Source organism: Rufibacter sp. DG15C, assembly GCF_001577755.1.
Lineage (GTDB): Bacteria > Bacteroidota > Bacteroidia > Cytophagales > Hymenobacteraceae > Nibribacter.
Genome location: NZ_CP010776.1, coordinates 3,180,847 through 3,205,264 on the forward strand (window position 1 = coordinate 3,180,847; position 24,418 = coordinate 3,205,264).

The 24,418-nt window shown below is 47.9% G+C and carries 22 protein-coding genes; 7 read left to right on the plus strand and 15 right to left on the minus strand.

Annotation, left to right across the window (positions count from 1 at the left end; all coding sequences use genetic code 11):
* Positions 1 to 81 precede the first annotated feature (81 nt).
* The 3 genes from TH61_RS13595 (at position 82) to TH61_RS13605 (ending at position 2,967) form a co-directional block, all read left to right on the plus strand.
* A complete protein-coding gene (locus TH61_RS13595; protein ID WP_066510394.1) occupies positions 82 to 1,119 on the plus strand; it encodes a Gfo/Idh/MocA family protein in 1,038 nt (345 codons plus the stop codon).
* A gap of 84 nt (positions 1,120 to 1,203) precedes the next feature.
* Positions 1,204 to 1,890 (plus strand): trans-aconitate 2-methyltransferase, encoded by a 687-nt coding sequence (locus TH61_RS13600; RefSeq protein WP_066510399.1) that lies wholly within the window; start codon positions 1,204 to 1,206, stop codon positions 1,888 to 1,890.
* Positions 1,891 to 1,905: 15 nt separating this feature from the next.
* A complete protein-coding gene (locus TH61_RS13605; protein WP_066510407.1) occupies positions 1,906 to 2,967 on the plus strand; it encodes a glycosyltransferase family 4 protein in 1,062 nt (353 codons plus the stop codon).
* Between the two features lie 29 nt (positions 2,968 to 2,996).
* Here TH61_RS13605 and TH61_RS13610 read toward each other — a convergent pair whose 3' ends face one another.
* From TH61_RS13610 to TH61_RS13620, 3 genes are all read right to left on the minus strand, one after another.
* Positions 2,997 to 4,496 (minus strand): lipopolysaccharide biosynthesis protein, encoded by a 1,500-nt coding sequence (locus TH61_RS13610; protein ID WP_066510409.1) that lies wholly within the window; start codon positions 4,494 to 4,496, stop codon positions 2,997 to 2,999.
* A gap of 135 nt (positions 4,497 to 4,631) precedes the next feature.
* Positions 4,632 to 5,951, minus strand: coding sequence for a polysaccharide deacetylase family protein (locus tag TH61_RS13615; protein WP_066510414.1), 1,320 nt, complete (start codon positions 5,949 to 5,951; stop codon positions 4,632 to 4,634).
* A gap of 77 nt (positions 5,952 to 6,028) precedes the next feature.
* Positions 6,029 to 7,348 (minus strand): glycosyltransferase family 4 protein, encoded by a 1,320-nt coding sequence (locus tag TH61_RS13620; protein ID WP_231862224.1) that lies wholly within the window; start codon positions 7,346 to 7,348, stop codon positions 6,029 to 6,031.
* 215 nt (positions 7,349 to 7,563) lie between these two features.
* On the opposite strand from TH61_RS13620, the gene ffh reads away from it, so the two are divergent.
* Complete coding sequence (ffh, locus tag TH61_RS13625) at positions 7,564 to 8,901, plus strand: signal recognition particle protein (protein WP_066510417.1); 1,338 nt, start codon at positions 7,564 to 7,566, stop codon at positions 8,899 to 8,901.
* Positions 8,902 to 9,100: 199 nt separating this feature from the next.
* Here the strand turns inward: ffh and TH61_RS13630 are convergent, their stop codons facing one another.
* The 10 genes from TH61_RS13630 to TH61_RS13675 form a co-directional block, all read right to left on the minus strand.
* Positions 9,101 to 9,589, minus strand: coding sequence for a nucleoside deaminase (locus tag TH61_RS13630; protein WP_304440549.1), 489 nt, complete (start codon positions 9,587 to 9,589; stop codon positions 9,101 to 9,103).
* Between the two features lie 48 nt (positions 9,590 to 9,637).
* A complete protein-coding gene (locus TH61_RS13635) occupies positions 9,638 to 10,159 on the minus strand; it encodes a DinB family protein (RefSeq protein WP_157600719.1) in 522 nt (173 codons plus the stop codon).
* 81 nt (positions 10,160 to 10,240) lie between these two features.
* A complete protein-coding gene (locus TH61_RS13640; protein WP_066510422.1) occupies positions 10,241 to 11,668 on the minus strand; it encodes a glycosyltransferase in 1,428 nt (475 codons plus the stop codon).
* Position 11,669: 1 nt separating this feature from the next.
* The gene (locus TH61_RS13645) at positions 11,670 to 12,722 is read right to left on the minus strand and encodes a HEAT repeat domain-containing protein (RefSeq protein ID WP_157600720.1); all 1,053 of its coding nucleotides are present in this window, start codon (positions 12,720 to 12,722) and stop codon (positions 11,670 to 11,672) included.
* Positions 12,723 to 13,264: 542 nt separating this feature from the next.
* Positions 13,265 to 13,633, minus strand: coding sequence for a response regulator transcription factor (locus tag TH61_RS13650; RefSeq protein WP_066510426.1), 369 nt, complete (start codon positions 13,631 to 13,633; stop codon positions 13,265 to 13,267).
* Between the two features lies 1 nt (position 13,634).
* Positions 13,635 to 16,019 (minus strand): response regulator, encoded by a 2,385-nt coding sequence (locus TH61_RS13655; RefSeq protein ID WP_066510429.1) that lies wholly within the window; start codon positions 16,017 to 16,019, stop codon positions 13,635 to 13,637.
* Between the two features lie 14 nt (positions 16,020 to 16,033).
* The gene (locus TH61_RS13660; RefSeq protein WP_066510431.1) at positions 16,034 to 16,462 is read right to left on the minus strand and encodes a response regulator; all 429 of its coding nucleotides are present in this window, start codon (positions 16,460 to 16,462) and stop codon (positions 16,034 to 16,036) included.
* A 50-nt stretch (positions 16,463 to 16,512) separates the two neighbouring features.
* Positions 16,513 to 16,926, minus strand: coding sequence for a response regulator (locus TH61_RS13665; protein ID WP_066510433.1), 414 nt, complete (start codon positions 16,924 to 16,926; stop codon positions 16,513 to 16,515).
* A 27-nt stretch (positions 16,927 to 16,953) separates the two neighbouring features.
* A complete protein-coding gene (locus tag TH61_RS13670; protein ID WP_066510434.1) occupies positions 16,954 to 17,667 on the minus strand; it encodes an ATP-binding protein in 714 nt (237 codons plus the stop codon).
* The gene (locus TH61_RS13675; protein ID WP_071887972.1) at positions 17,667 to 19,187 is read right to left on the minus strand and encodes an ATP-binding protein; all 1,521 of its coding nucleotides are present in this window, start codon (positions 19,185 to 19,187) and stop codon (positions 17,667 to 17,669) included. The genes TH61_RS13670 and TH61_RS13675 overlap by 1 nt, the downstream gene beginning before the upstream one ends.
* 654 nt (positions 19,188 to 19,841) lie before the next feature.
* Between TH61_RS13675 and TH61_RS13680 the strand changes: the two genes are divergently transcribed.
* Positions 19,842 to 20,561, plus strand: a complete 720-nt coding sequence (locus TH61_RS13680; protein WP_066510440.1) for a bifunctional 2-polyprenyl-6-hydroxyphenol methylase/3-demethylubiquinol 3-O-methyltransferase UbiG — start codon at positions 19,842 to 19,844, stop codon at positions 20,559 to 20,561.
* Positions 20,562 to 20,661: 100 nt separating this feature from the next.
* A complete protein-coding gene (locus TH61_RS13685) occupies positions 20,662 to 22,506 on the plus strand; it encodes a PAS domain-containing protein (protein WP_066510446.1) in 1,845 nt (614 codons plus the stop codon).
* Positions 22,507 to 22,516: 10 nt separating this feature from the next.
* Here TH61_RS13685 and TH61_RS13690 read toward each other — a convergent pair whose 3' ends face one another.
* The gene (locus TH61_RS13690) at positions 22,517 to 22,846 is read right to left on the minus strand and encodes an STAS domain-containing protein (RefSeq protein WP_066510449.1); all 330 of its coding nucleotides are present in this window, start codon (positions 22,844 to 22,846) and stop codon (positions 22,517 to 22,519) included.
* 361 nt (positions 22,847 to 23,207) lie between these two features.
* On the opposite strand from TH61_RS13690, the gene TH61_RS13695 reads away from it, so the two are divergent.
* Complete coding sequence (locus tag TH61_RS13695) at positions 23,208 to 23,882, plus strand: response regulator transcription factor (RefSeq protein ID WP_066510452.1); 675 nt, start codon at positions 23,208 to 23,210, stop codon at positions 23,880 to 23,882.
* Here TH61_RS13695 and TH61_RS13700 read toward each other — a convergent pair.
* Complete coding sequence (locus TH61_RS13700) at positions 23,879 to 24,319, minus strand: hypothetical protein (RefSeq protein ID WP_066510457.1); 441 nt, start codon at positions 24,317 to 24,319, stop codon at positions 23,879 to 23,881. The two genes, TH61_RS13695 and TH61_RS13700, sit on opposite strands and share 4 nt — an antisense overlap.
* Positions 24,320 to 24,418 lie beyond the last annotated feature (99 nt).

The following is a 24,418-nucleotide window of genomic DNA, read 5'->3' on the forward strand; positions in this document are numbered from 1 at the left end:
CGGGCCTTTAGGTAATCCATTAAAATGCCGTTTTGGGCTATTTTCCAGAAAGCAGGCTAAAAACGAATAACACGACAGTACATGTCAGAGAAGATAAAATTTGCGGTAATAGGAGCGGGGCACATTGGCAAGCGCCATGCCACCATGGTACAGCGCCACCCCGAGGGCGAGTTGGTGGCCATGGTTGACACGGACCCCGCGCGCGAGTCAGAGGTGGACCCCTACGGCGTGCCCTTCTTCCTGAGCATGGAAGAATTCTTGGCCCATGGTCCCAAAGCCGATGTCATCTGCATTTGTACACCCAACGGTTTTCACGCCGATCAAGCCATGCTGGCCCTGGAAAGCGGCAGCCACGTGGTTTGCGAAAAACCCATGGCCCTGAGCAAAGCCGACTGTGAACGCATCATCTACAAGTCTTTGCAGACATCCAAACTGGTATTCTGCGTGATGCAGAACCGGTATAGCCCGCCGTCCCTGTGGCTGAAAGAGATGATCATGGAGAATCGTCTGGGCGAAATCTTCATGGTACAGATTAACTGCTACTGGAACCGTGATGCCCGCTATTACAAACCCGGCACCTGGAAGGGCGACCAAGCACTGGATGGTGGTACGCTGTTCACGCAGTTCAGCCACTTCATTGACATCATGTATTGGCTGTTCGGGGACATCAAGAACATCTCTGGAAGGTTCAAGGACTTCAACCATGCCCAGCTCACCGACTTTGAAGACAGTGGCCTGATTCAATTTGAGTTTATGAACGGCGGAGCCGGTACGCTTAATTACTCTACGGCCGTCTGGGACAATAACCTGGAAAGCAGCATGACCATCATTGGCGAAAAAGGAAGTATCAAAGTGGGCGGCCAATACATGAATGAGGTAGAATATTGCCACGTGCAGGATTATGTGATGCCTGAGTTACCACCTAGCAGCCCCGCCAACGACTACGGTCATTACAAAGGCAGCGCCGCCAACCACCATTTCATCTTTGAGAATGTGATTGATACGCTCAAAGGCAAGACCTTCGCCACCACCAACGCCCTGGAAGGCCTGAAAGTGGTAGAAATAATTGAACGAATCTATGCCCTTCGAAGCCAAGACCAATTAAAAATTAGAAATTAGAAATGCCTTTCATCTTTACAGAGGCACTTTCTACTTATTGCCATCCATTTCTAATTTCTAATTCATAATTTCTAATTAATCATAATGAGCGTTTCCAATTTCTACGACGACTATACAGAGCAACAGTTCAAGAAAGGCATCCACATCCGGCACCGGACCATCTTAAATAACCTAAAGAAGGCGGGCTTGAAGGCTAATTCCAAGGTGCTAGAGATTGGTTGTGGGATTGGAACCGTGACGCATTTGCTGGCTAAGGCCACACCGCAAGGCAAGGTACTGGCCGTGGACATCTCGCCTAAGAGCATTGACATGGCCCGCCGCTTTAACCAGGAATTCAACCACGTAGAGTTTGTGGTGTCTGACATGACGGACTTCGCCCGGCCCGAAAAGTTTGACTTTGTGGTCTTACCAGACGTGATTGAGCATATCCCTTTGGAGCAGCATCCGCATCTGTTTCAGGTGATTACTCAGCATTTACACGCAGGCTCTGTGGTAGCTATCAATATTCCCCATCCTTTGTATTTGACGTGGGTGCGCGAGAATCAGCCTGAGTTGTTACAGGTAATTGATCAGCCCATTCACACAGATGAGTTGTTGCGCAATACCTATGCCGCTGGTCTTTATTTACATTCTCTGGAGAGCTACTCCCTATTCTCGCAGATAGAAGATTACCAGTGGATTGTGTTAAAGCAACGCTTGGTACCTGCCAAAGTAGAACCAAAGTCGAAGGTTGACTTGAAGTTGCAGGATCTTTCCTCAAAGTGGCTGTAACCACCTAAGTTGTCTATGTCTGCCCGCCGTCCGGTTCTTCTCTATTTCTATCCTGGCCTTTCCTCGTTTGTGGTGAAGGACTTGCAGATCATGGAGAAGGCGTACGAGGTGCGGCATATAGGATTTCTACCGGCCAAAAAGTGGCAGACGCCTTTGGTTTGTTTGAGGCAGTTTTTCTTTTTGTTGCGGCATATCTGGACAGCAGGGAAACTGGTCTGCATGTTTGCCGGTTACCATTCCTGGTTTCCGGCTCTTTTCGGGAAAATAGCCCAAAAGCCGATCTTGATAGTGGCCGGCGGCACTGACTGTGTTTCCTTTCCCAGCATTGGCTACGGTTGTTTCGCTAAACCCATTTTAGGCAAATTCACACGGTGGTCGTACCAGTTGGCCAGCCACATTGCACCGGTGCATGAGAAGCTGGTGTGGCAGGACTATACCTATCAGCCTGATGATTTTCCGCACCAAGGGTTTCGGTTCCATTGCCCCAGTTTAAAGACGCCGCACACGGTAGTATTCAATGGGTATGACGCCAGCTTCTGGAGACCAGATGCTACTGTTCAGCGACAACCTAATTCTTTCCTGACGGTCTGCGCCGGTTTGCACATGCGCTTTACTCAGCGCTTGAAAGGGGTAGACTTAATTTTGGAGGCGGCCCGGCAGTTACCTGAAGCCAGTTTTACCATTGTGGGTGCGCCAGCCGGATTTGCCTTTCCTGACCAGCCTGCAAACGTAAAGCTATTGCCTAAAATGCCGCTGGCTGATTTAAAGGCGGTGTACAGTGCGCATACCTTCTACATGCAACTTTCCATGTCTGAAGGCTTCCCGAATGCCTTAAGCGAAAGCATGCTTTGTGGTTGCGTGCCTGTGGTGAGCAATGTTTCTTCTATGCCGGAAATTGTGGGAGATGCTGGGTTTGTGCTGGAGAAAAGAGATAGCAATCTATTAGTGAAAGTACTACAGAAAGCAATGGCTTCTGATGCTTCTACTTTAGGGAATATGGCCCGGGAAAAAATATCTAATCAATACCCAGAAGCAAGACGCGAGCAGGAATTACTTCAATTGTTACAAAGGTTATAAGCGCAAAATTTCTAGTAGCAAAGGTGGAATTACAACCACTTCCATTCCCTGAATCCAAAACGCACTAGTGTTTTCCGGATGCCATTGTTTACCTCAGGCGAAACTTTTAATAGCACCAATAATCCTCCATATACGGCGGTAATCAATACGGATCTCACCGCAATATCCAAAACCACAATCGGCAATTGTGGAAGCAACCAGGAAGCGCCAAAGGCTAAAATGGAGATGACCACAATCAGCAGAGAATCCCAACCAAAGGGTTGCATCTTGAAGAAGTGCGCCACCAACACCACCCGGAAAAGGTTGTATATTACAAACACCACCATAGACGCGAAGGCCGCGCCACTAATGCCATACTCTGGGATTAACAAGTAATTGGTATAGGCCACCAAGACCATCATGAGGATGTTGAAATACAGGTCATAGCGGTACTTGTTGCTTGTGAGCAAAATCATACCGTTAATTCCCGTAGCCAAATCAAACAGTCGGCTGAGGCCCATAAACAGAATCACGTACTTTCCTTGGCTGAAGTCCTTGGGCATAATCGCGAAGATGTTGTCCACGTTGCACCAAATGCCCAAAAAGAGCAGGAAGCCAATCACCATGTTCACGCGGGTCATCTGGCGGTAAAGCCCTTTCAACCCTGTCATGTTGCTAGCTTTAAAATAGTCTGCTACTTGGGGGTAGACAATCTTATTGAGGCTCCTGGACGGCACCATAATGGCCGAGGTGATGAAGTAGCCGGTGGTATAATAGGCTACCCCGTCCAAACCCAGATAATGGGCTATCATGCCTGTGTCAATAAAGCTGATAATGGAGGAGGAGACGTTGCCTAAAAACGAGAAGAGGCCGTATTGCACCACTTCGCGCATGGGTACAACTTGGAACATATTGCGGTTGGGCCGTACAAAAAACTGCCGGAGCCACAGCAAATACACAATGCTCACAAACGTCACTGCCGAGTTCGCCCCGATGAACAGCACCAGAAACCACTGAAAATCTACCCAGCCCCAGGCATAGCATAGCACCGCAGCCAGCATCAACACCCGCTCTAAAAAATCTTTTAAAAACGACTGTACCACCGTCTTATACAAAGACCGCAAATACGCATCCAGCAAGATGAAGAGGAGCGTGAAGAAGCTGAGCGGAATGATGTAATAATAATAATCAACGGCCAGCGGCGAGTTCTTTCCGAAATAGTCTACCACTGCCGGCTTCATCAGCAAGAACAAGACCGTCACAACCGCAAATCCCGCCATCGGGATTAAGAGCATCAGGAACAGAAAGCCGTTGTGCTTTTTGTCCCGGTCTCTAAAGTAGGGGAAGTATTTGGCGCTGATGTTGGTGAAGCCCAGTGCCGCAAACTGGGCATAAATAGCCGCCACCGATAGCAGGAAACGCGTCAGGCCCAGCTCATGGTCATCTGGAATGAGGTTCGGGAAAAGCACTACCAGGTTCACATATCCAATAATCATCCCTGCGTAAGAGATGATGGAGTTCAGGAAACCCTGCTTACGGATAGTGTCCATGGAGGCGAATAGATCGTTTTTAGGCTATTTTCTTGAAACTAGGCCAAAAACGACCCAGATAGAAGGGGCAAAAATAACAGCTTCTGCCGGGGCAATTGCTATGTCAGTGAAAATAGACGATTTACACCTAGTATTTCAGGAGTGGAGGGTCACCGCTTGCTGAGCAGTGAGAAACTGAGAGCCTCTTTTTTGCACGTACTGCGTGATTTCCCTGAACAGTTCCAAGCCTTGGGGCAGCGCGTAGGGCGTGAAATTCTCATTATGCCAGAGCAGGGTAAACACCCCATGGAACTTCTCAATCTCCTGCAGCATGGGCGTAAGGGCAGGCATCACTTCCTCTGGTTTCAATTGCAAGTAGTTGGGATGGTTTAAGGTGATGTCCATCAGGTTGAGGGGCAGTTCCCACACGCCGCTCATCTGCCGTTTTTTAAAATCAAACAGCCTAAACGGATGGCAGTAGCTGTTCCTGAACCCAAACCGTTCAGGAAAGCCCAGACTGCTGTCGTAGTGTATATTAGTTTCCTCTAGAACCTCTAATGACTTCACAGGGTCAAAGCGTAGGTAATGAAACCGGTTGCCTTGAACAGATTGCCCAATTTTCTCCCGCTCTTGCTTCAGTTGACGGGCTTTATGGCTGCTTCCGTGACTACCGTGCAGGGCAATCTCATGACCTGCGCTTTTCAGTCTTTTTATTTCATTTTGAATTTTAGGAGAGGCAATGTCATAATCAGCGTTTGGGTGGCCTTGGTAAGGTGATTTTTCTGGGAGGAAGAAGAAGGTGCCTTTGGCGTTGAGCGCCAGAAGCTCTTTTTCCACCTGGGGCAGGTTGAACCACGCGTCTTGGCCTTTCAGATGCTTGAGGTAGAGTTGCAGGAAGAGCTTAATGTTCCCTTTTTGCAAGGCGGGTTTGCCGGCTACCTTCCAGGCAGTTTGGCAGTAGTCAACGTCATGCGTGAGGCAGGTGGCAAACGGTTTCCCGTCCCAAAGCTTGGGTTCTATCTTTTGGCCGTAGGCTACTTCTAAGGCTTCCCGAAGGACGCCAAAGTAATAGTTAACCAATGGCTTGGTGATGAACCGGTGCCGGGCCTGGAGCGAGGCTTTGAAAGGGAACCTTCCAAACTGATCGCGGTCCTTGCCGTAGTATTCCTGCCATCCGCTCAAGAGGTAAAACGCCGAGGCGATGACGTCATACGGCACAATCACCTGGCCTTGCGTATTCTGGAAGAACCAAGGCTGGTCAATGGCCTCGTCGAAGAAAAGGGGGAGTTTGGTGCCGCGCCATTCCTTCCAAACCACTTGCACAGGCTGGGCCTGCTGGCGCTCAAAAAAGGTGCTGGTGGTCTGCGTAATCTGGATGCGGCTCTGGCCGTCATGCCCATAGCTTATCTCTAAGGTAGCAGGCAGATGGTACAGTTTCCTAAAATGAAAGAGGACGTACTCAAAAAGGATATTCACGGTCAGAAAACGATACGCCTCTGGATATTGGTATGCGTTTTAGAGCTACTTTCTGGTAAACAGCCCGAAAACGGCGCTTAGGACACTAACAGCCTGGATAATTTTTCTGTGAGCGCCCGGCGCGAATACTGGGTGTAATTAATGAAAGGCAGGTCCAGGTTCGGGTTGATTTTCCAGGTCTTGCTCATCTGCATGAGGTGGTCAGTCATCAGTTCATAGCCCGAGTAATGGAACACCCGGCCCGCGCCGCATTCGTCAATGATTCTATCAGCGTCGCCGTGGATAGGCCCGATGCAGATGATGGGTTTGTTGGCGGCCAGGTACTCAAACAGCTTGCCCGTCAGAATCCCAAAGTTGTTGGGCACGTCCGGTATCGCCATTAGTAGCACGGTGCTGGACATGAGGTATTTGATGGACTCGTCATGCGGCACAAAGTCAATGTACTCCGTAATGAGCGGCAGGCTGGCGCCTTCAATCTGCTTTTTGATGCCCTCCGAGACCTTGCCTACAAACCGCAGTTTGTACCTAATGAACGGGTTGCGGGTCACGGTATCGCAGAGCGCCTGGAAGAAACCTTCCACGTTGTAGGCTTCGGTGAGCGTGCCGGTGTAGGTGATGATGAACTCCTCAGAAGAAGGCGTGGAAGGGTGCACAAAGTCAGCCTCGTCGTAGCCGTTGGGAATCACGTGTATCTTGTTGGGGTTGAGCGCAGCGGATTTCTTGAGGAACAGGCGCTTCATGTCATCACTCACTACAATAACTTCATCCGCGTTCTCTAAGACCTCGCGCTCGTATTTGGCGTCCAGCTTTTGGGCCAGCGCGGTGTGGTTCAGGTCCTGGTAATAGTAAATGTCGGTCCAGGGGTCGCGCATGTCGGCAATCCAACGCAGGCCGTGCTTTTGTTTGAGCTTAAGGCCAATCAACTGGGTGGAATGCGGCGGGCTGGACGTGACCACCGCTTTGATGTCCTTGCGCTTCATGACCTTGGTGGCAGCGTCTAGGGCAAAGCGGTTCCAGCCAATGCGCGGGTCGGGGATGAACAAGTTTCCGCGCAGGAACTTGAAAAGCTTCTGCTTCCAGTTCTCTCTGCCGGTGTTCGCGAAGCCGCCAAACGGAATGTCTTTTTTGCCGGTAATCTTTTTATAGAACTCAAACGGCTCACGCGTGGCGGTTTTAATCACTTGCACGCTGGCCGGTATCTCGCCCTCCAGAGAATGGTCTAAAATAGGGTAGGAGGCCTGTTTTTCATCTACAGTGATGACCGTAGGCGTAATCCCAAACTCTGGTAAATGCTTTACAAACTTAAGACAGCGCTGTACCCCAGCCCCACCCGAGGGCGGCCAGTAATACGTCATGAACAACACGTTTTGAGCGGCAGTTTTGTCAGCAGATTCCAAAGGCAATGGTCTTAACTTTTAGTCTGGTAGAAGAACAGGTTTCGTTTTTGGATTGTTTTCCGGGAAAAAGGCCAAAAACGGTTTCTTATTGTTACACGTTTAGAAACCTCCGAATATACGCGTCTGTATTGAAAAGATGGTGAACTTGCCGAAATTCTGCGTATTTTTGTAGTTACTGACACTAGATAATCACCTAACTCAGCCATATAAACCACATGTTTGAGAATTTAAGTACCAAGCTAGACCGCGCCTTTAAAACCCTTAAGGGCCAAGGCAGCATCACTGAAATCAACGTTGCCCAGACCATCAAAGAAGTTCGTCGCGCCTTGGTGGACGCTGACGTGAACTACAAGGTGGCCAAGACCGTGACCGACAAAATCAAGGACGAGGCCATGGGCCGCGACGTTCTCATTGCTGTGTCACCAGGCCAGTTGATGGTGAAGATTGTGCACGAAGAACTCACCGAACTAATGGGCGGCGAGAAGAAGGACATCAACATCACTGGTTCACCAGCTATCATATTAATCGCCGGTCTTCAGGGTTCTGGTAAGACTACCTTCACAGGTAAGCTTTCTAACTTCTTGAAAAAACAAGGCAAAGGCGTTCTGGTTGCGGCCTGTGACGTGTACCGTCCGGCGGCTATTGACCAGTTGAGCGTTTTGGCTGAGCAGGTAGGCGTGGAGTTCTACGCGGAGCGCGAGTCCAAAGACCCGGTTTCCATTGCCCGCAACGCCGTGGAGCATGCCAAGAAAACCGGCAAAAAAGTAGTCATCATTGACACCGCCGGGCGTTTGGCCGTGGATGAGGCCATGATGAAGGAAATCTACGACATCAAGGAGGCCATCAAGCCAACCGAGACCTTGTTTGTGGTAGACTCCATGACCGGTCAGGATGCGGTGAACACCGCCAAGACGTTCAACGAGCGCATCAACTTTGACGGTGTTGTTTTGACCAAGTTGGACGGTGACTCCCGCGGTGGAGCGGCTCTTTCCATTAGAGCCGTAGTAGAGAAGCCTATTAAATTCATCTCTACCGGTGAGAAGATGGAGGCTCTTGACCTGTTCTACCCTGACCGTATGGCCCAGCGTATCTTGGGCATGGGTGACGTTATCTCCTTAGTAGAGCGTGCCCAGCAGACCTTTGACGAGGACGAAGCTAAGCGTATCAACAAGAACATCCGCAAGAACCAGTTCAATTTTGATGACTTCTTGTCGCAGTTGGAGCAAATCAAGCGGATGGGTGATATCAAAGACTTGGTGGGCATGATACCGGGCGTGAGCAAGATGATGAAGGACGTGGAGATTGACGAAAGCGCCTTCAAACCGATTGAGGCCATCATCAAGTCCATGACCAAGGAAGAGCGTCAGAACCCAGACATGATTTCGGGTAGCCGCCGTAACCGCATCGCGAAAGGTTCTGGTACCAACATTCAGCAGGTGAACAACCTGATGAAGCAGTTCAACGACATGCGCAAAATGATGAAGTCCATGAACAAAATGGCCGGCACCAAAGGCGGTCTTGCCAAACTGGGCAGCATGATGGGGCGCAGATAATTACTGATTGCCAATTGCTAATTGCTTGATATAAAAGAAGCCCGGACCTGTAGGTTCGGGCTTCTTCGTTTTTGGCCTTTTTTGGTGAAATAAGACCAAAAACGGAATGGTCCTGGTAAAAAGATTTATTCTGAGCGAAAGCTACGGGTTGCTATCTTCTGTTTGAGTAAACAAGCAATTGACAATCAACAATTAACAATCAATAATCCGTTCGGCCTTCGTGCTTCTCCCATTCCTGAAAGCCTTTCAGAGCTTCTTCGCGGAGGAATTGTTGCATGGGAATGGTACGGTGGTGGAGAGGCAGTTTTAGCTCCTCATAAATAAAGGCATCGTCAAACCCGATAGCGGCGGCGTCTGCCTTGGTGTTGCCGTAGAAAACGCGGTCGGGGCGGGCCCAGTAGATGGCGCCCAAGCACATGGGGCAAGGCTCGCAGCTGGTGTAGAGTTCACAACCGGTCAACTGAAAGGTTCCTAAGGCTTGACAGGCTTTTCTAATGGCGTCCACCTCGGCGTGGGCGGTAGGGTCATTGCTAGAGGTGACGTTGTTGTAGCCTCGGGCAATGACTTTTCCATCCTTGACAATGACGGCGCCAAAGGGACCGCCTTTGCCTTCCTTCATTTTCTCAATAGACAATTGAATGGCTTCGCGCATGAAGCCTGCTGCGGGCATGTTCTCTTCCTGGTTCATACAAAACCGTACGCAAGAAAAGGCCGCAGTGATGTCCCTGGCTTTAAATTAAGGCAGTAGGCTCTTCATCTGTCTTTTATGGTGATTGGCGTGTTCAATCAAAAAATCCAGCGTCTGACCCAGCGAGATGACGCCGGCGCGTGGATGCTTGAATATTTCTTTGTCCAGCAACTCAGCCGGGAAATCAGTTAAAAACTGCTGCAAGGTGTTCCTGGTGTCCTGCCAATTTTTCTCCACCTCCATAGGGTTTACCGTCTCGGGCATTTCGCCAATGACTTTGGGCACCTTTAACTTGGTAGGTAATATGAGAAACATGTTCAGGAGAAAAGAGCGCCAGCGGGTGTTAAAAGAAATAGGACGGCGTTTGCGGTCAGAGGCCATGTTATCTTTGATGGATTGGATGACCACCTGCTCTACCTTCCAGAGGTGGTAATACAACTGCGCCGCCGACCATTGGTCTTCTGCGGGTTTCTTTGCTTGCTGCGCTGGCGTGAGGGAATTGAGTTGGGAGGTGTAAGCTTGGCGTTGTTGTTCTAGGCGGTCAAACTTGGCCTGAAGTGCGGTTTGCATAGGAGTACCTGAATATTTGGCAAAAGGTACGTTTTTGGCCTGATTTCCGCAAAACAACCCAAAAACGGATTCTTCTCAATCTTAGGCGGCCTTCTTGGCTGCAAAGCCGGCTCTGGTCATTTCGCCCCAGCTTTTCTTACCGGTAATCAAGTCTTTATTGCCCAGAACGGCCCAGCGCACCGTCAATGGATGGTAGACAAACGGCTCTAGCAACGCCGTGCCCATGAGCTTGAAAATGTCCTTCCGGTCTGAGTATTGATAATAAGAAAGCTCGTCAAAGAGAATGGCCATGAAGGATACCATTACCGCAAACGTATACACGCTGCCCAATAACAACAGAAAGAATGGCCAGTTGAGCCACCCCATGATAGCCGCCAACAGCAGGTAAACTAAGCCGCCAGCTTCAATTAAAGGGGCCAGCCATTCAAAAAAGAACCAATATGGGTAACTTACCAAACCCAGAACGCCATATTTAGGGTTGAAGAACATTTTCTTGTGGTATAGAAGCGTTTCAATGGTGCCGCGGGTCCAGCGGTTGCGCTGGCGGCCCAGAATCTTAATAGAAGCCGGCGCTTCTGTCCAGCAAAGGGGATCAGGGATGAAGTGCACGTGGTATTTTAGCCTACGCTCCTTCATGTAGCGGCGCATGCGCACAATGAGTTCCATGTCCTCGCCTACGGTGTTGTGGTTATAGCCACCGGCGGCAATGGCTATCTCTTTGTCAAACAACCCGAAGGCCCCAGAAATGAGCAGCAATCCGTCAATGCGGCTCCAACCCATGCGGCCCAGCAAAAAGGCCCTAGTGTATTCCAATACCTGAATTCTGGCCAAGAAACTTTCGGGGGCGTGTACTTTTACTAAACGGCCGTCCTCAATCTCACAGCTGTTGGCAATTCTAATAACGCCGCCGGTGGCAATGGTAGGATGCTCTGTCTCAATAAAAGGCTTCACCATTTTAAGGATGGAGTTCTGGTCCAGCACGCAGTCCACGTCAATGCAAGTAATAAGCTTCTGGGTAGACACGTTGATGCCTACGTTGAGGGCATCGGCTTTGCCGCCGTTCACTTTGTCTACCACCACCAGCTTGCTGTAAGCATTGTTGGTTGATTTGTACACGCCTTTGATGGGTTTGGTGGACAGTCGTTCATTGACGGCAAACTCCACCTTCTCCAGTTCATAGACGTCAATCATTTTCTGGAGCGTGTCATCCTTGCTGCCGTCATTGACAATGATCACCTCAAAGTTGGCATAGTGCAGAGACAGGAGGGAGCGCACGTTGTCTACAATGGTCAGGCCTTCATTGTAGGCAGGGGCAATCAGGCTAACAGACGGGGCCAGCGGCGAAGTTAAAATGGCGCGGTACTCTGTAAAGCTGTTTTTGCGTTTGTAATAGACCATCTCCATACCTGACACTGCCGCCAGAAACAGGTAAGAGACGGCCAAGGTGATGGCGTATACCAAAATGCCATAGCTGAAAAAATCAGTAAAGAGCTCAAAAACGAAAGCCATGTTAGTTTCTGCTGTCTAAGGCGTGTTTAATGATTTGCTGAAGCTGCGCGTTTTGGATTTGTGGTTCCAGTACTTGGTAGCTTTCCAATTCCTGCAAGTCATGCAAAGCCTTGGCTGCCACCAATTGTAAATCATGATGCCCAGATAAAAGCTGCTGGGCAAAAAAATCATTGGGAGCGCCGCCCAAACTAGCCACCGCCGAGAGAATGGCCACTTGGTTGCCTTTGGTGTCTGTGGCAAACCTTTCCAGCAAAACAGGTACTGCTTGGGCAGCATCTAACAGCCGTATGGTTTCAATGGCCGTCAACCTAATGGCTTCTACCGGATGTCCCAACAAAGCCTCTATTGCCGGTAAGGCGTTTACCTGATTATAAATGCCAATCATCTTGGCACTGAACTCCACAACCTCTATGTTAGAAGAAAAGAGAAACTCACTAAAATCTGGAATATCTTCCCGGTCAAGCTTAGAAAGGGCGTTTTGCAAATTAAGTTGCTGCCATTTTGTAAAGGTCCTATGCAATTGATGCAGGAAAGACAAGCCTCTTTGCTTCTCTAACTTCACCAAGGCAATATGCGATTCCATCCTGACCAGGTCATTGGAGTGGTTAATGAGCGCTTTGATATAGGGGGCCGCCTCAAACACCAACATTTGGGCCAGCTCACAGATGCCCTGGGCTTTCAAGTTCCAACGTGGGTTATGAAGCAAGGCGAAGGAGTCCTTCTGCAAATTCAAGTAAATAAAGAGCAGACGAAGGTTCTCTGCGAACTGCCCCGTGAAGTTTTTGTTCAAATCCAGAATCTCATCGATGAGGATTTTTCTCTTAAAACCGCTTTTGAGGTAGTGCTTTTTAAAATGTTGCACAATCTTATCCTGGTCCCAATCAGAAGATGGCTTGTCTTCGTCAAAAAAGAGGACGTGCATCAATAACAGCTCATACCGCTTTCGTAAACGCTCGGCATTGGCCTGCACTGCTAACTTGTAAAAACGGCTGGCCAAAACCGCAATCAGCATGGCCACAGTGAGCACAAAAAAGACCGTGATTAAGATTATCAATATTTTGTGCCTCAGGCGAATATCCTCCCAGTGTTGGTAAGGGTTTACAGGGCTGATCTTTTCAATACCTGAGAGCAGTCTTTGCTTTTTTTCTGCTATGGTTGGGAATTGGAAGCGCGGTGAGTCTTCCGCAGTTGAGGATTTTACAGGATCAACCCCTTTGACTGCCGGCTTAATAACCGGAGAAATGCTCTCACTGCTTGGTTGAGCATATACGATCCCTACCTCTGGTGCCAAAGTACTAAGTTCAGTTTCAATTGACTCTGTAGGAGCAGGAGCAGTTGGCTCAACCTCTAACAAGAAGGTTTCTTCAGAAATCAATGCTGAGGAAGCCATCTGGGCAGAGAAATCCATAGACTGAAAAGAAAGCACAGGCTGCCCTTTTGTAGGTTGGGTAAGAACCAAGAGAAAAGGGAGAAGGAATCGCTTTTTAGACAGTAAAGTTTTAATCATTTATACGCTTTTGCAGTGTTGCTATCAGGGATTTTACTTGTTGTTTTTGGCCTGTTTTCTAAGAATTAGGCCAAAAATGGAGGGTTTTCCTATTTGGCCCGCAGCAAGATCTTCTTTACTCTCACTGACAGTTCATTTGGGCTGAAGGGTTTGGTAATGAAATCATCGGCGCCTAGTTCAAAGGCTTCTAAAACCGTTTTCTCTAAACCTACTGCAGATAGTATGATGATGGGCGAAGGGCGATTTAAGATGTTTTTGGAGTAGTTGATGATCTCTAAACCTGAGGCGAAGGGTAACATGATGTCTGTGAGGATGAGGTCAAATTGATTGGCCTCAATGGCTTCCAAGGCAGATTTGCCGTCTCTGGCTACTTCTACTTGGTGACCATCTTTCTTCAGTCTAAACTCCAATGCTTTGAGCATCATCTGCTCATCTTCAATGACTAAAATTTTTGCCATGTTACGCGCTGTGTTTCAGGCGTTGCACTTCTACCTGCAACTGTTGAATTACATTGTGTGTCAAATGAGCCAACTCCGCAATAAGGCTTTCAAGCTCATTAGTGTGCACACGATGCAAGGCAGAATGCTCAATTTGGCTGTTTAGTTCCTGTATTTCTTCTACTCCAATTAAAGCCAGTGAGGACTTCATCTTGTGCGCAAGGGCACGCACCTCTGTCCAGTCAGATTTACTGGCAGCCTCCTGCATTTCTTCAAGTTGGCCGGGTGTCTGGCTTATGAAAATTTCTATGATTTCCAGCATGAACTGCGTATTCCCATCCGCGAATTGCTCTAGGTAGGACAGGTTGATTCCCTGAGAATTTTCCATTTCATTTGATGGCAAACCGTCAGCAATGGATGCGGCTGGAGCGACTGGATTCGTTTGGGAGGCAAATGGGGAAGCAGCAGGAATGCTTGCTCTGTGACTCAAGAACGTGGCCATTTCATGCAGTAGAACCTGCGCCTTGAATGGTTTAGACACAAAAGAATTTGCGCCTGCCATGATGCATTTGGTAGCCTCGCCTTGGCTGGCGTGTGCGGTCAATGCAATAATAGGAATGCTGCTTTTTGACCCCATATCATGCCTGATGTGGTGCATCGCTTCATAGCCATCCATTTCGGGCATCTGCATATCCATTAGGACTAAGTCAAAGTCATACTCGGCCAGTAGATCCATTGCCTCTTTGCCGTTGTTGGCAATCTGGTAGGTCATGCGGCCGTCTTCCAGTAATTTTTTGACCAGCAGTTGGTTAATGGGGTTGTCTTCTGCTAATAGGATGTGGGCGCCCTGTAATACTTCAAGAGAGACCTCAGCCTCCGGTGCATGCGTGCCTACGGATTCTGGAATGGCATCTGACTTAAAAAAAGGAATTACTACTCTAAAGGTGCTTCCGCGGCCTATCTGGCTTTCTACTGCAATCTTGCCACCTTGTACTTCTACCAATTCTTTGGCAATGGAAAGACCTAATCCCGTCCCTCCAAACCGACGTGTGGTATCGCTGCTGCCCTGCGTGAATTTCTCAAAGATGCTGGCCAGCTTTTCTTCTTGAATGCCAATGCCGGTATCTGTGACGGTAAACTCCAGAAACACCCGTTCAGCTTCTTGGGCTACTACTTCAATGCTTAGTTTTATGCTACCGTTTTCTGTGAACTTTAGGGCATTGCCAATGAGGTTGTTCAAGATCTGGCTCAACCTTACCGGGTCTCCCTGCACAAAATCTGGGATGTCACTGTCCAGTAAGAATTTAAGGGTGTTGTTACGTTCCTTGGCTTTAATCTCTAAGATGGCGAGCAGTTGCTTGATGAGCAGCCGCAAGTCAAAAGGAATGGACTCCAAGGTGATTTTACCGGCTTCAATTTTAGAGAAGTCAAGAAGGTCATTGATGATGACCATGAGGTTATTGGCCGAGGTATTGATGGCTTGCAGGTAATCCCGTTGGTTGTCGTCCAATTTGGTGTTCCAGAGCACTTCGGTCAAGCCAAGAATACCGTTCATGGGCGTCCTTATCTCATGACTCATGTTGGCCAGAAACTGCTCTTTTACGCGCGCCACTCCCAAGGCCGCGTCTTTGGCGTTCTTGAGTTCCTGTTCAATGACAATGCGCTCTGTGATATCATAGCATACGCCAATGACGCCCGTCACCACATTATTATCCCGGATGGGAAGAAACAGACAGTCAAACCAGACGGCCTGCATTTGAATGGTACACTTACAGGAATGCCCACTTAAGGCGCGGCGCATGCAGGCCATTACACTAGAAAACTCCTTGAATACTTCGAACGCAGAGGTGCCCACCAATTCATCCTGCTGCAGGCCAATCAAGGATAGCCCGTTTCCCCGGCACATGGTATAACTGCCGGCATTGTCAATGGCCCAAAGAATGATAGGTGCCCCAGAAATAACGGTTTCTAATTGTTCCTGAGTATGACGAAGCTCCTGTTCCGTTCTAAGGCGCTCTTCTTCAATGCGGTGGAGCCTAATTGCGTTTCTGATGCTTTGCGAAATGCCCTCAGGGGTCAGAAGGGTCTTAGGAAGGTAGTCTGAGGCCCCGGTCTTCATGGCCTCTACGGCTATGCGCTCATCTCCCTGGGACGTGACAATCTGTACCGGTGTGGTAATGCCCCGTTCCCTGATGATCTGTAACAACTCCAGCCCATTCATGTCTGGGAGCATGAAGTCAATGAAAATAAAGTCAAACTGCTTTTGGGCCAAGGCTTGCAAGGCTTCCTCGCCCTTGGCAGCGTTGGTCACTACGGCGTCTACGTTGGCAGTGTGCAGAGACCGCTTTATGATCATGCGGTCTACTTCATCGTCATCTACAACTAAAAGTCGGACTTGGGGCTCCATGCTGGTAAGGCAGATTAATTGGGCAGTTCAATCAATTCCCAGAAAGAATTGAGCGTAGCCACGGTCTCTGTGTAGGATCCGTACTGGATGGGTTTTACAATATAGCCAGCCACATTGAGGTCATAGGCATTGAGTACGTCTTTCTCATCATGCGAGGAAGTCATGACAAACACGCTGCAAGACCTCAAGGCGTGGTTAGCCCTAATAGCCTGCAAAACTTCCAATCCGCCCATGCCTGGCAGGTTTAGGTCCAGCAGGATGATTTTGGGTGCAGGAGACAAGACTTCTTCTGAGGTGCCCAAAAGCATGTCCAAGGCCATGGTGCCGGTGCTGGCCACATATACCTTGTTCTCCATGCCCTGAGCCTTAAAAGCTCTGCGTATGTTTTCTACATCCAGTGGGTCATCTTCTACCAACAGGATGGGCGTGTTCTTGCTATTCAATGGCGTGGCTTTAAAGGCAAAAGTTTACATTGATAATAAATGGCTGTTCCTTATGGACGCTCACAAAGCTTCCAGTACCGGTCCAAAGTAGCCACCGCCGAGATGAATTTCTCAAATGACAAAGGTTTTAAGATATAGCCGGCCACGTTTAGATTGTAAGCGTTTATCTTGTCACTGTCCTCATTAGAGGTGGTCATCACAAACACGCTTATTCTGTTGAGAACAGGGTCCTGCCGCAGTTCCTGCAAGAACTCAATGCCGTTCATCTTGGGCATGTTAATGTCTAGGATAATGATGGGCGGCATGGGGATGGCATTAGAACGTAGCATCTCCAGAGCCTCAATGCCATTATGGGCTATATGCAAGGGGTTGTTGATGTTGTTTTTCTTGAAGGCGCGCTGCACGTTCATGATATCCACTTCATCATCCTCCACCAACAATATGTTTACCACTTTCTCTTCCATGATATATAACCTAATAGGTAATTACTATTATAAAATATGTTTAGGCCAGGTAAACTGAAACGTGGCACCTTGGTCCATGGTAGGCTGCACCTGAATGGTGCCCCCTACAAACTGCACTATCTTTTTCACGATGGTAAGGCCCGCGCCTAGGTGTTCTTCCTCGTCTTTGGGTTGCACCGTGTAAAACAGCTTGAATACTTTTTCCTTGGCGTCTTCACTAATACCTATGCCATTGTCCGTCACAGTAAAGGTATAAAACGACTCCTGCTCTGCAGCAGAGATGTGTACCTCTGGTTTTCCTGACTCATTAAAGGTGACGGCGTTTTCTAGAAGCTTAGCAAAAACGGTCTCTAGTTTCTTGGCATAAGTAGTAAACGTAGGCAACGGCTCTACCGTTAAGTGTAGGCCATGGCTTTTCTGAAAAAGAGCCGCTACTTCTAGTACCAACTCTTTTACATCTACCTCTCCTATGTCAAGTTCCTGACGGTTTACCCGCGAGAAGGACAACACGGCATTGATCATGCGCTCCATGCGTTCTGCCCGGTTTTGCAAAAGTTTGATGTTATGAGCGATGTCTGGGTCAATGTTTTCGCCTAGGTCTTCACTTATCCAGCCAGACAGGTTACAAATGGCGCGCAAAGGAGCCTTCAAATCATGAGAGACAATGTAGGCAAACTCTTCATACTCTTGTTTTAAGAGGGCAAGCTGCTCTTGGCAGGTAGTGTCTGGGGCTTGGTTCATTATACTTCTTGGTTAAGCTCTTCTTCCTCTTGGGAAGCATCTACCACTTTCTCTTTGGGCCAGGTGAATTTAAAGATGGAGCCATTTCCTTTCACTGATTCAATCCAGATTTCACCGTCCTTTTCCTCTACAATCTTTTTCACGATGGCCAGGCCCACGCCCGTGCTTTCTTTCACGTCGCGGGCTTCCATGGTCTGGAACATGCCAAACACCTTCTTGTGATACTCCTGCGGAATCCCCGGACCGTCATCTTCCACTTCAAACTGGTAAACGTCTGACAGTTCCACGCAGCGTACTTGGATGAGGCCCTCGGTTTTGTGGTGGTACTTAAAGGCATTGCTTAAGAGATTCGCCAACACTTGATAAAATAAGGTTCGCTCTGTGAACAAGGTAGGAAGCGGGGTAGTAGCCACAATCTTGAACCCGGGAGGAGGGGACAGGTTCTCTATGGTTTCCTTCAAAAGGTCCTGCACAGAAAAGTGTGTGCTGGGTAGTTCTTTTCTACCTACACGGCTGTAATCCAGAATGCCGTTGATGAGGTTCTCCATGCGGTGCACGCGGCCCCGCATCATAGACAGGTTCTGGAGAATGTCTGGATCTTTTTCTGTGAGGTCTTCAGATATCCACTCAGCTAGGTTATTAATGGCCCGTAAAGGCGCTTTCAGGTCATGAGACACCACGTAGGCAAACTGGTCCAGCTCCTTGTTTACTTTGGTTAAGTGGGCAAAACTGTCCTGCAACTTGGCCGCCATCTTGTTTAAAGACTTGGTCAGGCTGCTTATCTCATCCTTTCGGTCATCCACCAAGGCCACGTTGTAGTTTCCATTGGCAATGCTGTTGGCCAGCGCCGTCATTTTCACAAACCGCCGGCTAATACTTTTGCCAATCATGTAGGAGATTAACACGCCCGCCAGAATGGCAATCAACGTAAGCCCGATGGCAATGTAATTGGTTCTGGCAAAGGAACCATTCAATTCCTTTACCCTTAGTTGTTTGGCAATTTCCTCGTCCTCTTCAATTATGGTGAACTTGGCTCGTATGCCGTCCACAATCTTTTTACCCACTGCCCGCTGCGCCGTGGCATTGAACAGTGAATCATAATAAGCTTTGGCAACGGGGCTTGTACTTGAAACAGCCCTCGCTTTTCTTAGAGGCTCAGTGAAGGTGGTAATCCAAACGTTAGCCTCATCGCCAATGGTATGAACAATCTTGTTCTGGGTAGGAAGCGCTTCTGTTAAGGTATCTAGTGTGGCCAGTGACGTGAAGAAATCCTTCTGGCCTCTATAATAAGGGTCTAAAAAAGCTTCTTCGCCGGTCAAAAGGTAGCCTCTAAAGCCTGTTTCCATATCAATCAACTGCTTTTGGGCGGTTTCAGACTGCTTAATGGTGTTGGAGGCGTACAACACTTCATTAATGTCTGCACGTACCTGTCTGGTTTGTTGCACATACCCCAGCGTCACTATGCAGAACATAAGCAAGATAAACCCGATGCCCAAGTGGATGGTGGTGATTAGTTTCATGCGCGATTTGCCAAAACGCAGAAGGTGGAGTATGGTGGAATTTTTCAAATATATAAAATCAGCCTTGTGGATAGGACCGGTGCCAGCAGTCTTTCAGTAAACAAAGAAAAAACAAATAAATCAGACCTGGGTACCCATCAGCGAAGGCTTTTGAGAAACTCAACTTAGCCTTTATAAAAAAATAGTAGGTCGCAAGATAAACTGATTGATTTTCTTCAACCCTTGCACCGTGCAACATGCTTAAAACCTGAAAAGTATAACTTCAGCATTGAAAGCTTTGTTGGCAGTTTCTCACTATAAGGGAAATATAAATTTCAAGGTTCTACAAGAAGATAAAAAAGATATTTCGATGAATGAGGCGTTTTGCACGTTCAAACTTTAAAGTCCTTTATGCAATCTAGTCTTCATCTTATGACAATGGGTATGACATAGGATGGCATGAGATTCATTAGTGACCTAATACCTTCTAAAAAGGCTCTTATCCATGCCCTGATTTATTTGCTGGCTTGATCGTTTTTAGGCTGTTTTCCAGAAATTAGGCCAAAAACGATTTCCGAAGGGAAAGGGCAGCCTCAGCAAGGAGCTATCCCTTCAAATAGTTTATTAGTGGGCCTTTAGATTGCGTACTTTTGCAGAACATATTCACGAACCAAGATGACTCCTCAAAACTCCGCAGATCCGCTGGGCACGGCCATTTTAGATTTCTGGCAGGGAAATAAGACCGCCGAAGTTCAGGTTTTCTCAGACCAGGCTGACCCAGATGTCCTACCGGTGTCCTATTTGTTCAGGTCAAAAGCTGAGATGCCTGAGCGGGAGCAGGAGGCCTTGACTATGTGCAAAGGCCGCATTTTGGACGTAGGGGCGGGAGCGGGGTCACATGCCTTGGCGCTACAGCAGAAAGGAGAGTCTGTCACGGCTCTTGAACTATCCGAGAAAGCCTGCGAGGTAATGCAAGCCAGAGGCATTCAGCATGTTCTCTGCGGCGATTTCTTCGGTTTAGCGCCAAAGCCCTTTGATACGTTATTGCTATTGATGAATGGCGTGGGCTTGGCAGGAACCTTGGACAACCTGCCTCATTTTCTGGAAACATGTAAAAAATGGTTGGCCCCCAACGGACAAATTCTTCTGGAGTCATCTGATATCCTTTACCTCTATGAAGAGGAGGATGGATCTGTGCTTGTTGATTTAAACGGCGATTATTACGGTGAACTCACCTATGTCATGCAGTACCAAGAAGAGCAGACCAAACCCTTCCCTTGGCTTTTTGTGGACTTCGGCTTGTTGCAACAGTATGCAGAAGAAGTTGGTTTGTCAGCTGAATTGGTGAGGAAGGAAGAGGACAACCATTATTTGGCCAGGCTAACCTTTCAATAGCCGTTTTTGGCCTGTTTTCAGAAAAACAAGCCAAAAACGCTTACCTTTTTCAAGCTAATGGTATTACTTCTCTAAACGCACCTTTAGAGTTGAATTTGCCATGGCGCTGTCTGCTTCCTTTCCCATTCCGGCCGGATTTTTAGAAGTCCTGCCAGACCCTACGGTTTTGATGAACCTGGCAGGGGAGATGCTGTATGCCAATCAAGCTGCGCAGCATACATTTGGATGGGATAAGGCAACCATACATGAGCATTCCCTGAAAGCAATTCTTAGCCCCGAAGAAAGCCAAAAACTGCAGGCAGCCATAACTGGTCAAACAGCCCAAGAAAAAGTAACGATTGCCATATCGCTTCCAGAGGGTTCTTACCCTCAAGTCTTGGACGTTCAAATAATTGCGCACCCTGTAGAAAATCCTTTCTACTTTTTGTTGACGTTTCAGTCACAAAATGCCAACAGCCAGGTTAAAGCGCAAAAAAGGAATTCTGTCTTTCCTGCGCTTATGCAGTCAGAAGAAACCCAAAAGGCCTTACTACACCATTCAGCCTTTCTAAAGCATAGCATAGATGGTTTGTTTGCTTTTGATATGGAACTACGGTATACGCTCTGGAATCCCTACATGGAAGGGTTGACCGGCAAGCCCAAGGAGCAGGTGGTTGGCCGGAAAGTCGCAGACGTTTTCCCGTATTTCGAGAAAACACAGGAGTACACTTATTTTAAAGAAGCCCTCACAGGCGAGTATTTCAAGGTGACCGGCCGCCAGGCCCACCATGACCGTGACAAATTCCATGACGGCTACCTTTTCCCTATTAAAGACAGCGCGCAGGAGATTATTGGGGCCATGTGCATTCTCCATGAGGTCACCCAGCAAATCAAAGCAGAACAAGAGGCGCAGGCCAAAGGACAGCTATTACAAGAGGCCCAGACCATGGCCCAGACTATTTTGAGTAACAGTCCCGTTGGTATTTTTACCTTTACCGGCCCAGAACTTGTCATCACTTCCTGGAACCCTACCATTGAAAAATTGTCTGGCATTGCAGCCAAGGATATTATTGGCAAATCTGCCTTTGAGTTCTACCCAGATTACCGCTCGTCGCCCATTGTTGCCCAACTGTCCAGGGTATTTTTGGGGGAGACCCTCCAAATGCTTAATCATGTGAGCAAAGATGGCAAGCGCGTTCTTAACGTCTATTTTAAACCCCTGATCACCACAGATGGCACCGTAAAAGGAGGGGTGGGGCACATCCAGAACGTGACGGCGCAGTTTAACCTGGAGAAAAAGAATGCGATGGCTGCCCAAGAAAAGCAATTGGCCATCATGCGCGCGGTGCTGCAAACCCAGGAAGAGGAGAAAAAGCGTATGGCCGAGCTGCTCCATAACAACTTGGGCCAGACGCTTTATGGGACCGGTATGCAATTGAAGCAGTATTTGGCCACCCAGAAACTAAGCAAAAAACATCAGGAGTTTTTACAACGCATAGAAGCTTTGGTTTCAGAGGCCATCTCAGATACCAAGAAAATCTCCTTTGAGTTAATGCCCTCGCTGTTGGATGATTTTGGGTTGGCTGTTGCCTTAGAGGAGCTTGCTTCTAAAATTGCTCCTGCCTCCCTGCAAGTACAGATTAAGATGGAACTAGGGGAGAAGCGGCCCATTGCCAGATTAGAAATTTGCCTGTACCGCATTGTGCAAGAGTTGATGAACAACGCCATTAAGCACGCACAAGCCTCACACCTCTTTGTTCTCATAAAAAGAACGGGCAAATTGCTGGAGGTTTCCGTGAAGGACAACGGCGTAGGGTATGCGCATCCGCCTAAATCAAAAAATAGAGGGGCAGGATTGGTCAATATTCAGAACCGCGTAAATGCACAGGGCGGCACTTGGACTGTACAGTCAGAGCCTGGCAAAGGCACCTACAATCAAATTCTGTTACCAGTTAAAGGTAGATAGGCCTTCCCTTTTAAGATAGGCTGGACGTACTACGCACTTGTAGGTTCAAGTAGCGGTCCATGCCTAGCATAACCAAGACTGCATTGATTTTAGGGCAAAGCTGGCGTAGGGTCAGAGAGATTCGGTGGTCTTCATAATAGGGCAGGTAAGCCATTAGCAAACCAATTCCTTTGCTGGATAGTGTAGTCAGCTGCCCACAGTCAAGGACCACTTGTTTTTTGCAGGAAAGACCACCTTTTTCCAATGCTTCTTCAAAGAGATGCGCCGTCTTAGCAGTAATGATGCCGGATAAAATAATAGTGTACACCTCCCTCTCATCCGTAAAAGCAATCTCAAGCATAAGTCAACTGTCAGAAGCCTAAGATTAAAATCATACAAAATCTAAGAGCAAAGATGCTAAAAGAAGCTAGGCTTTTCTTAAGGCTAAGGTAGCGCTCAAAACGAATGATTTTAGTTGAGGGAATACTTATTTTTAGCTAAGTATTAATACGTAGGATATGATTACCTAATAGTATGCTTGATGCAATGACTTGATTATTAGACAACTACAAAGTAGCGTTCTCGTTAAAGTCTTTCAAAAACTATTTCTTTAAAATATACTATTTGCGGATGGTGAGTATTATACATAATATAGGGCTAAATAGATATTAAAACCACGGTTGCCCCCTACAATTGCGGTCTTTAGTTTTATAATATATTAAATGAAAACTAAGTATAAAGTAATATTAACCGATGATCATACCATCATTAGGGACGGCATAAAAGCCCTCCTGCAGGATGATTTGGACATACAGGTAATAGGGGAGGCCTCCAGCGGCGAAGAGTTATTATTTCTATTGCCTTCTACTCCTGCAGACGTAGTGGTTTTAGACATTAAGATGCCCGGCATGGACGGATTTGAAACGGCCTCACAGGTAAAATCCTTGATGCCTGAAACGCAGGTTTTGGCCTTGACCATGATGGACCATGAACACTACATCATGCAAATGCTCAAAGCAGGTGCCAATGGGTATTTACTAAAGAGTGTAGGAAAACGGGAACTGGCCCATGCTATTAAGATGGTGGGCAATGGCGGCTCATATATCAGCACCGAAATTGCCTTGAACCTGCTGCATAAGTACTGCAGCTTAGAGGCTCCCAAGTCTCAAGAGCCGAGAAGTCTGGGAACCGGCAACGAACTCTCCAAGCGGGAGCTGGAAGTCCTGAAGCTCATAGCAGACGGGCTCACCAACAGTGCGATTGCAGAGAAGCTGTTCACCAGCAAACGCACCATTGAAACCCACCGCCAGAACCTGTTAGAGAAGACGCAGACTAAAAACACGGCCTCCTTGATAACCTATGCCTTTAATTACGGCATCCTGAAAACAGAAGCTTAGTTGCGAGCAATCACTTCCACGGTATCTGCAACAACCTCAGTATCGCTTTTCCAAAACCTGAAGACGTGTTTGCCTACAGTGGTAGGCTTAAAGTTGATGGTGTAAATGCTCCGGCGGGCTTGGGCCGTGCACACTACATCCTGTCCTTCTTCCGGGTACGCCGCGTAAATTTTGATAGTGGTGATGTTGGTGTTAGGCTTGTTAGGCTCCGGCACCGTGCTAGAATCTCTCATGGCAAACCTACCACAGCCATTGCTTGGCTGGTAATATACCCTTAAAAATAAGGTAGTGTCTACTTTGACTTGTCCAGTAGGAAAATTTGCAGTGCTGTCTGCCGGCACCGGTTTTATCACCTCTACCAAGTCTGCAGTTTCGGTGCAAGCATTTAAGGCGAACAAGCCCAGAGCCAAGCTAAATACCAAAAGATTTCTTTTCATAGGTTTCGTTTTTGGCCTCTTTTGGAGGAATCAGGTAAAAAACGCCTGAAAGCACAAGAGCCGCCCATAAACAAACGGCCGGCTCTTGTGAACTAGTAT

Bases quoted from the DNA above. Each gene is read 5' to 3' on its own strand.
- TH61_RS13600 (WP_066510399.1), top strand. From the start codon at position 1,204: ATGAGCGTTTCCAATTTCTACGACGACTATACAGAGCAACAGTTCAAG.
- TH61_RS13635 (WP_157600719.1), bottom strand. From the start codon at position 10,159: ATGCAAACCGCACTTCAGGCCAAGTTTGACCGCCTAGAACAACAACGC.
- ffh (WP_066510417.1), top strand. From the start codon at position 7,564: ATGTTTGAGAATTTAAGTACCAAGCTAGACCGCGCCTTTAAAACCCTT.
- TH61_RS13650 (WP_066510426.1), bottom strand. From the start codon at position 13,633: ATGGCAAAAATTTTAGTCATTGAAGATGAGCAGATGATGCTCAAAGCA.
- TH61_RS13605 (WP_066510407.1), top strand. From the start codon at position 1,906: ATGTCTGCCCGCCGTCCGGTTCTTCTCTATTTCTATCCTGGCCTTTCC.
- TH61_RS13630 (WP_304440549.1), bottom strand. From the start codon at position 9,589: ATGAACCAGGAAGAGAACATGCCCGCAGCAGGCTTCATGCGCGAAGCC.
- TH61_RS13685 (WP_066510446.1), top strand. From the start codon at position 20,662: ATGGCGCTGTCTGCTTCCTTTCCCATTCCGGCCGGATTTTTAGAAGTC.
- TH61_RS13695 (WP_066510452.1), top strand. From the start codon at position 23,208: ATGAAAACTAAGTATAAAGTAATATTAACCGATGATCATACCATCATT.
- TH61_RS13610 (WP_066510409.1), bottom strand. From the start codon at position 4,496: ATGGACACTATCCGTAAGCAGGGTTTCCTGAACTCCATCATCTCTTAC.
- TH61_RS13655 (WP_066510429.1), bottom strand. From the start codon at position 16,019: ATGGAGCCCCAAGTCCGACTTTTAGTTGTAGATGACGATGAAGTAGAC.
- TH61_RS13665 (WP_066510433.1), bottom strand. From the start codon at position 16,926: ATGGAAGAGAAAGTGGTAAACATATTGTTGGTGGAGGATGATGAAGTG.
- TH61_RS13675 (WP_071887972.1), bottom strand. From the start codon at position 19,187: ATGAAACTAATCACCACCATCCACTTGGGCATCGGGTTTATCTTGCTT.
- TH61_RS13680 (WP_066510440.1), top strand. From the start codon at position 19,842: ATGACTCCTCAAAACTCCGCAGATCCGCTGGGCACGGCCATTTTAGAT.
- TH61_RS13700 (WP_066510457.1), bottom strand. From the start codon at position 24,319: ATGAAAAGAAATCTTTTGGTATTTAGCTTGGCTCTGGGCTTGTTCGCC.
- TH61_RS13670 (WP_066510434.1), bottom strand. From the start codon at position 17,667: ATGAACCAAGCCCCAGACACTACCTGCCAAGAGCAGCTTGCCCTCTTA.
- TH61_RS13595 (WP_066510394.1), top strand. From the start codon at position 82: ATGTCAGAGAAGATAAAATTTGCGGTAATAGGAGCGGGGCACATTGGC.
- TH61_RS13690 (WP_066510449.1), bottom strand. From the start codon at position 22,846: ATGCTTGAGATTGCTTTTACGGATGAGAGGGAGGTGTACACTATTATT.
- TH61_RS13640 (WP_066510422.1), bottom strand. From the start codon at position 11,668: ATGGCTTTCGTTTTTGAGCTCTTTACTGATTTTTTCAGCTATGGCATT.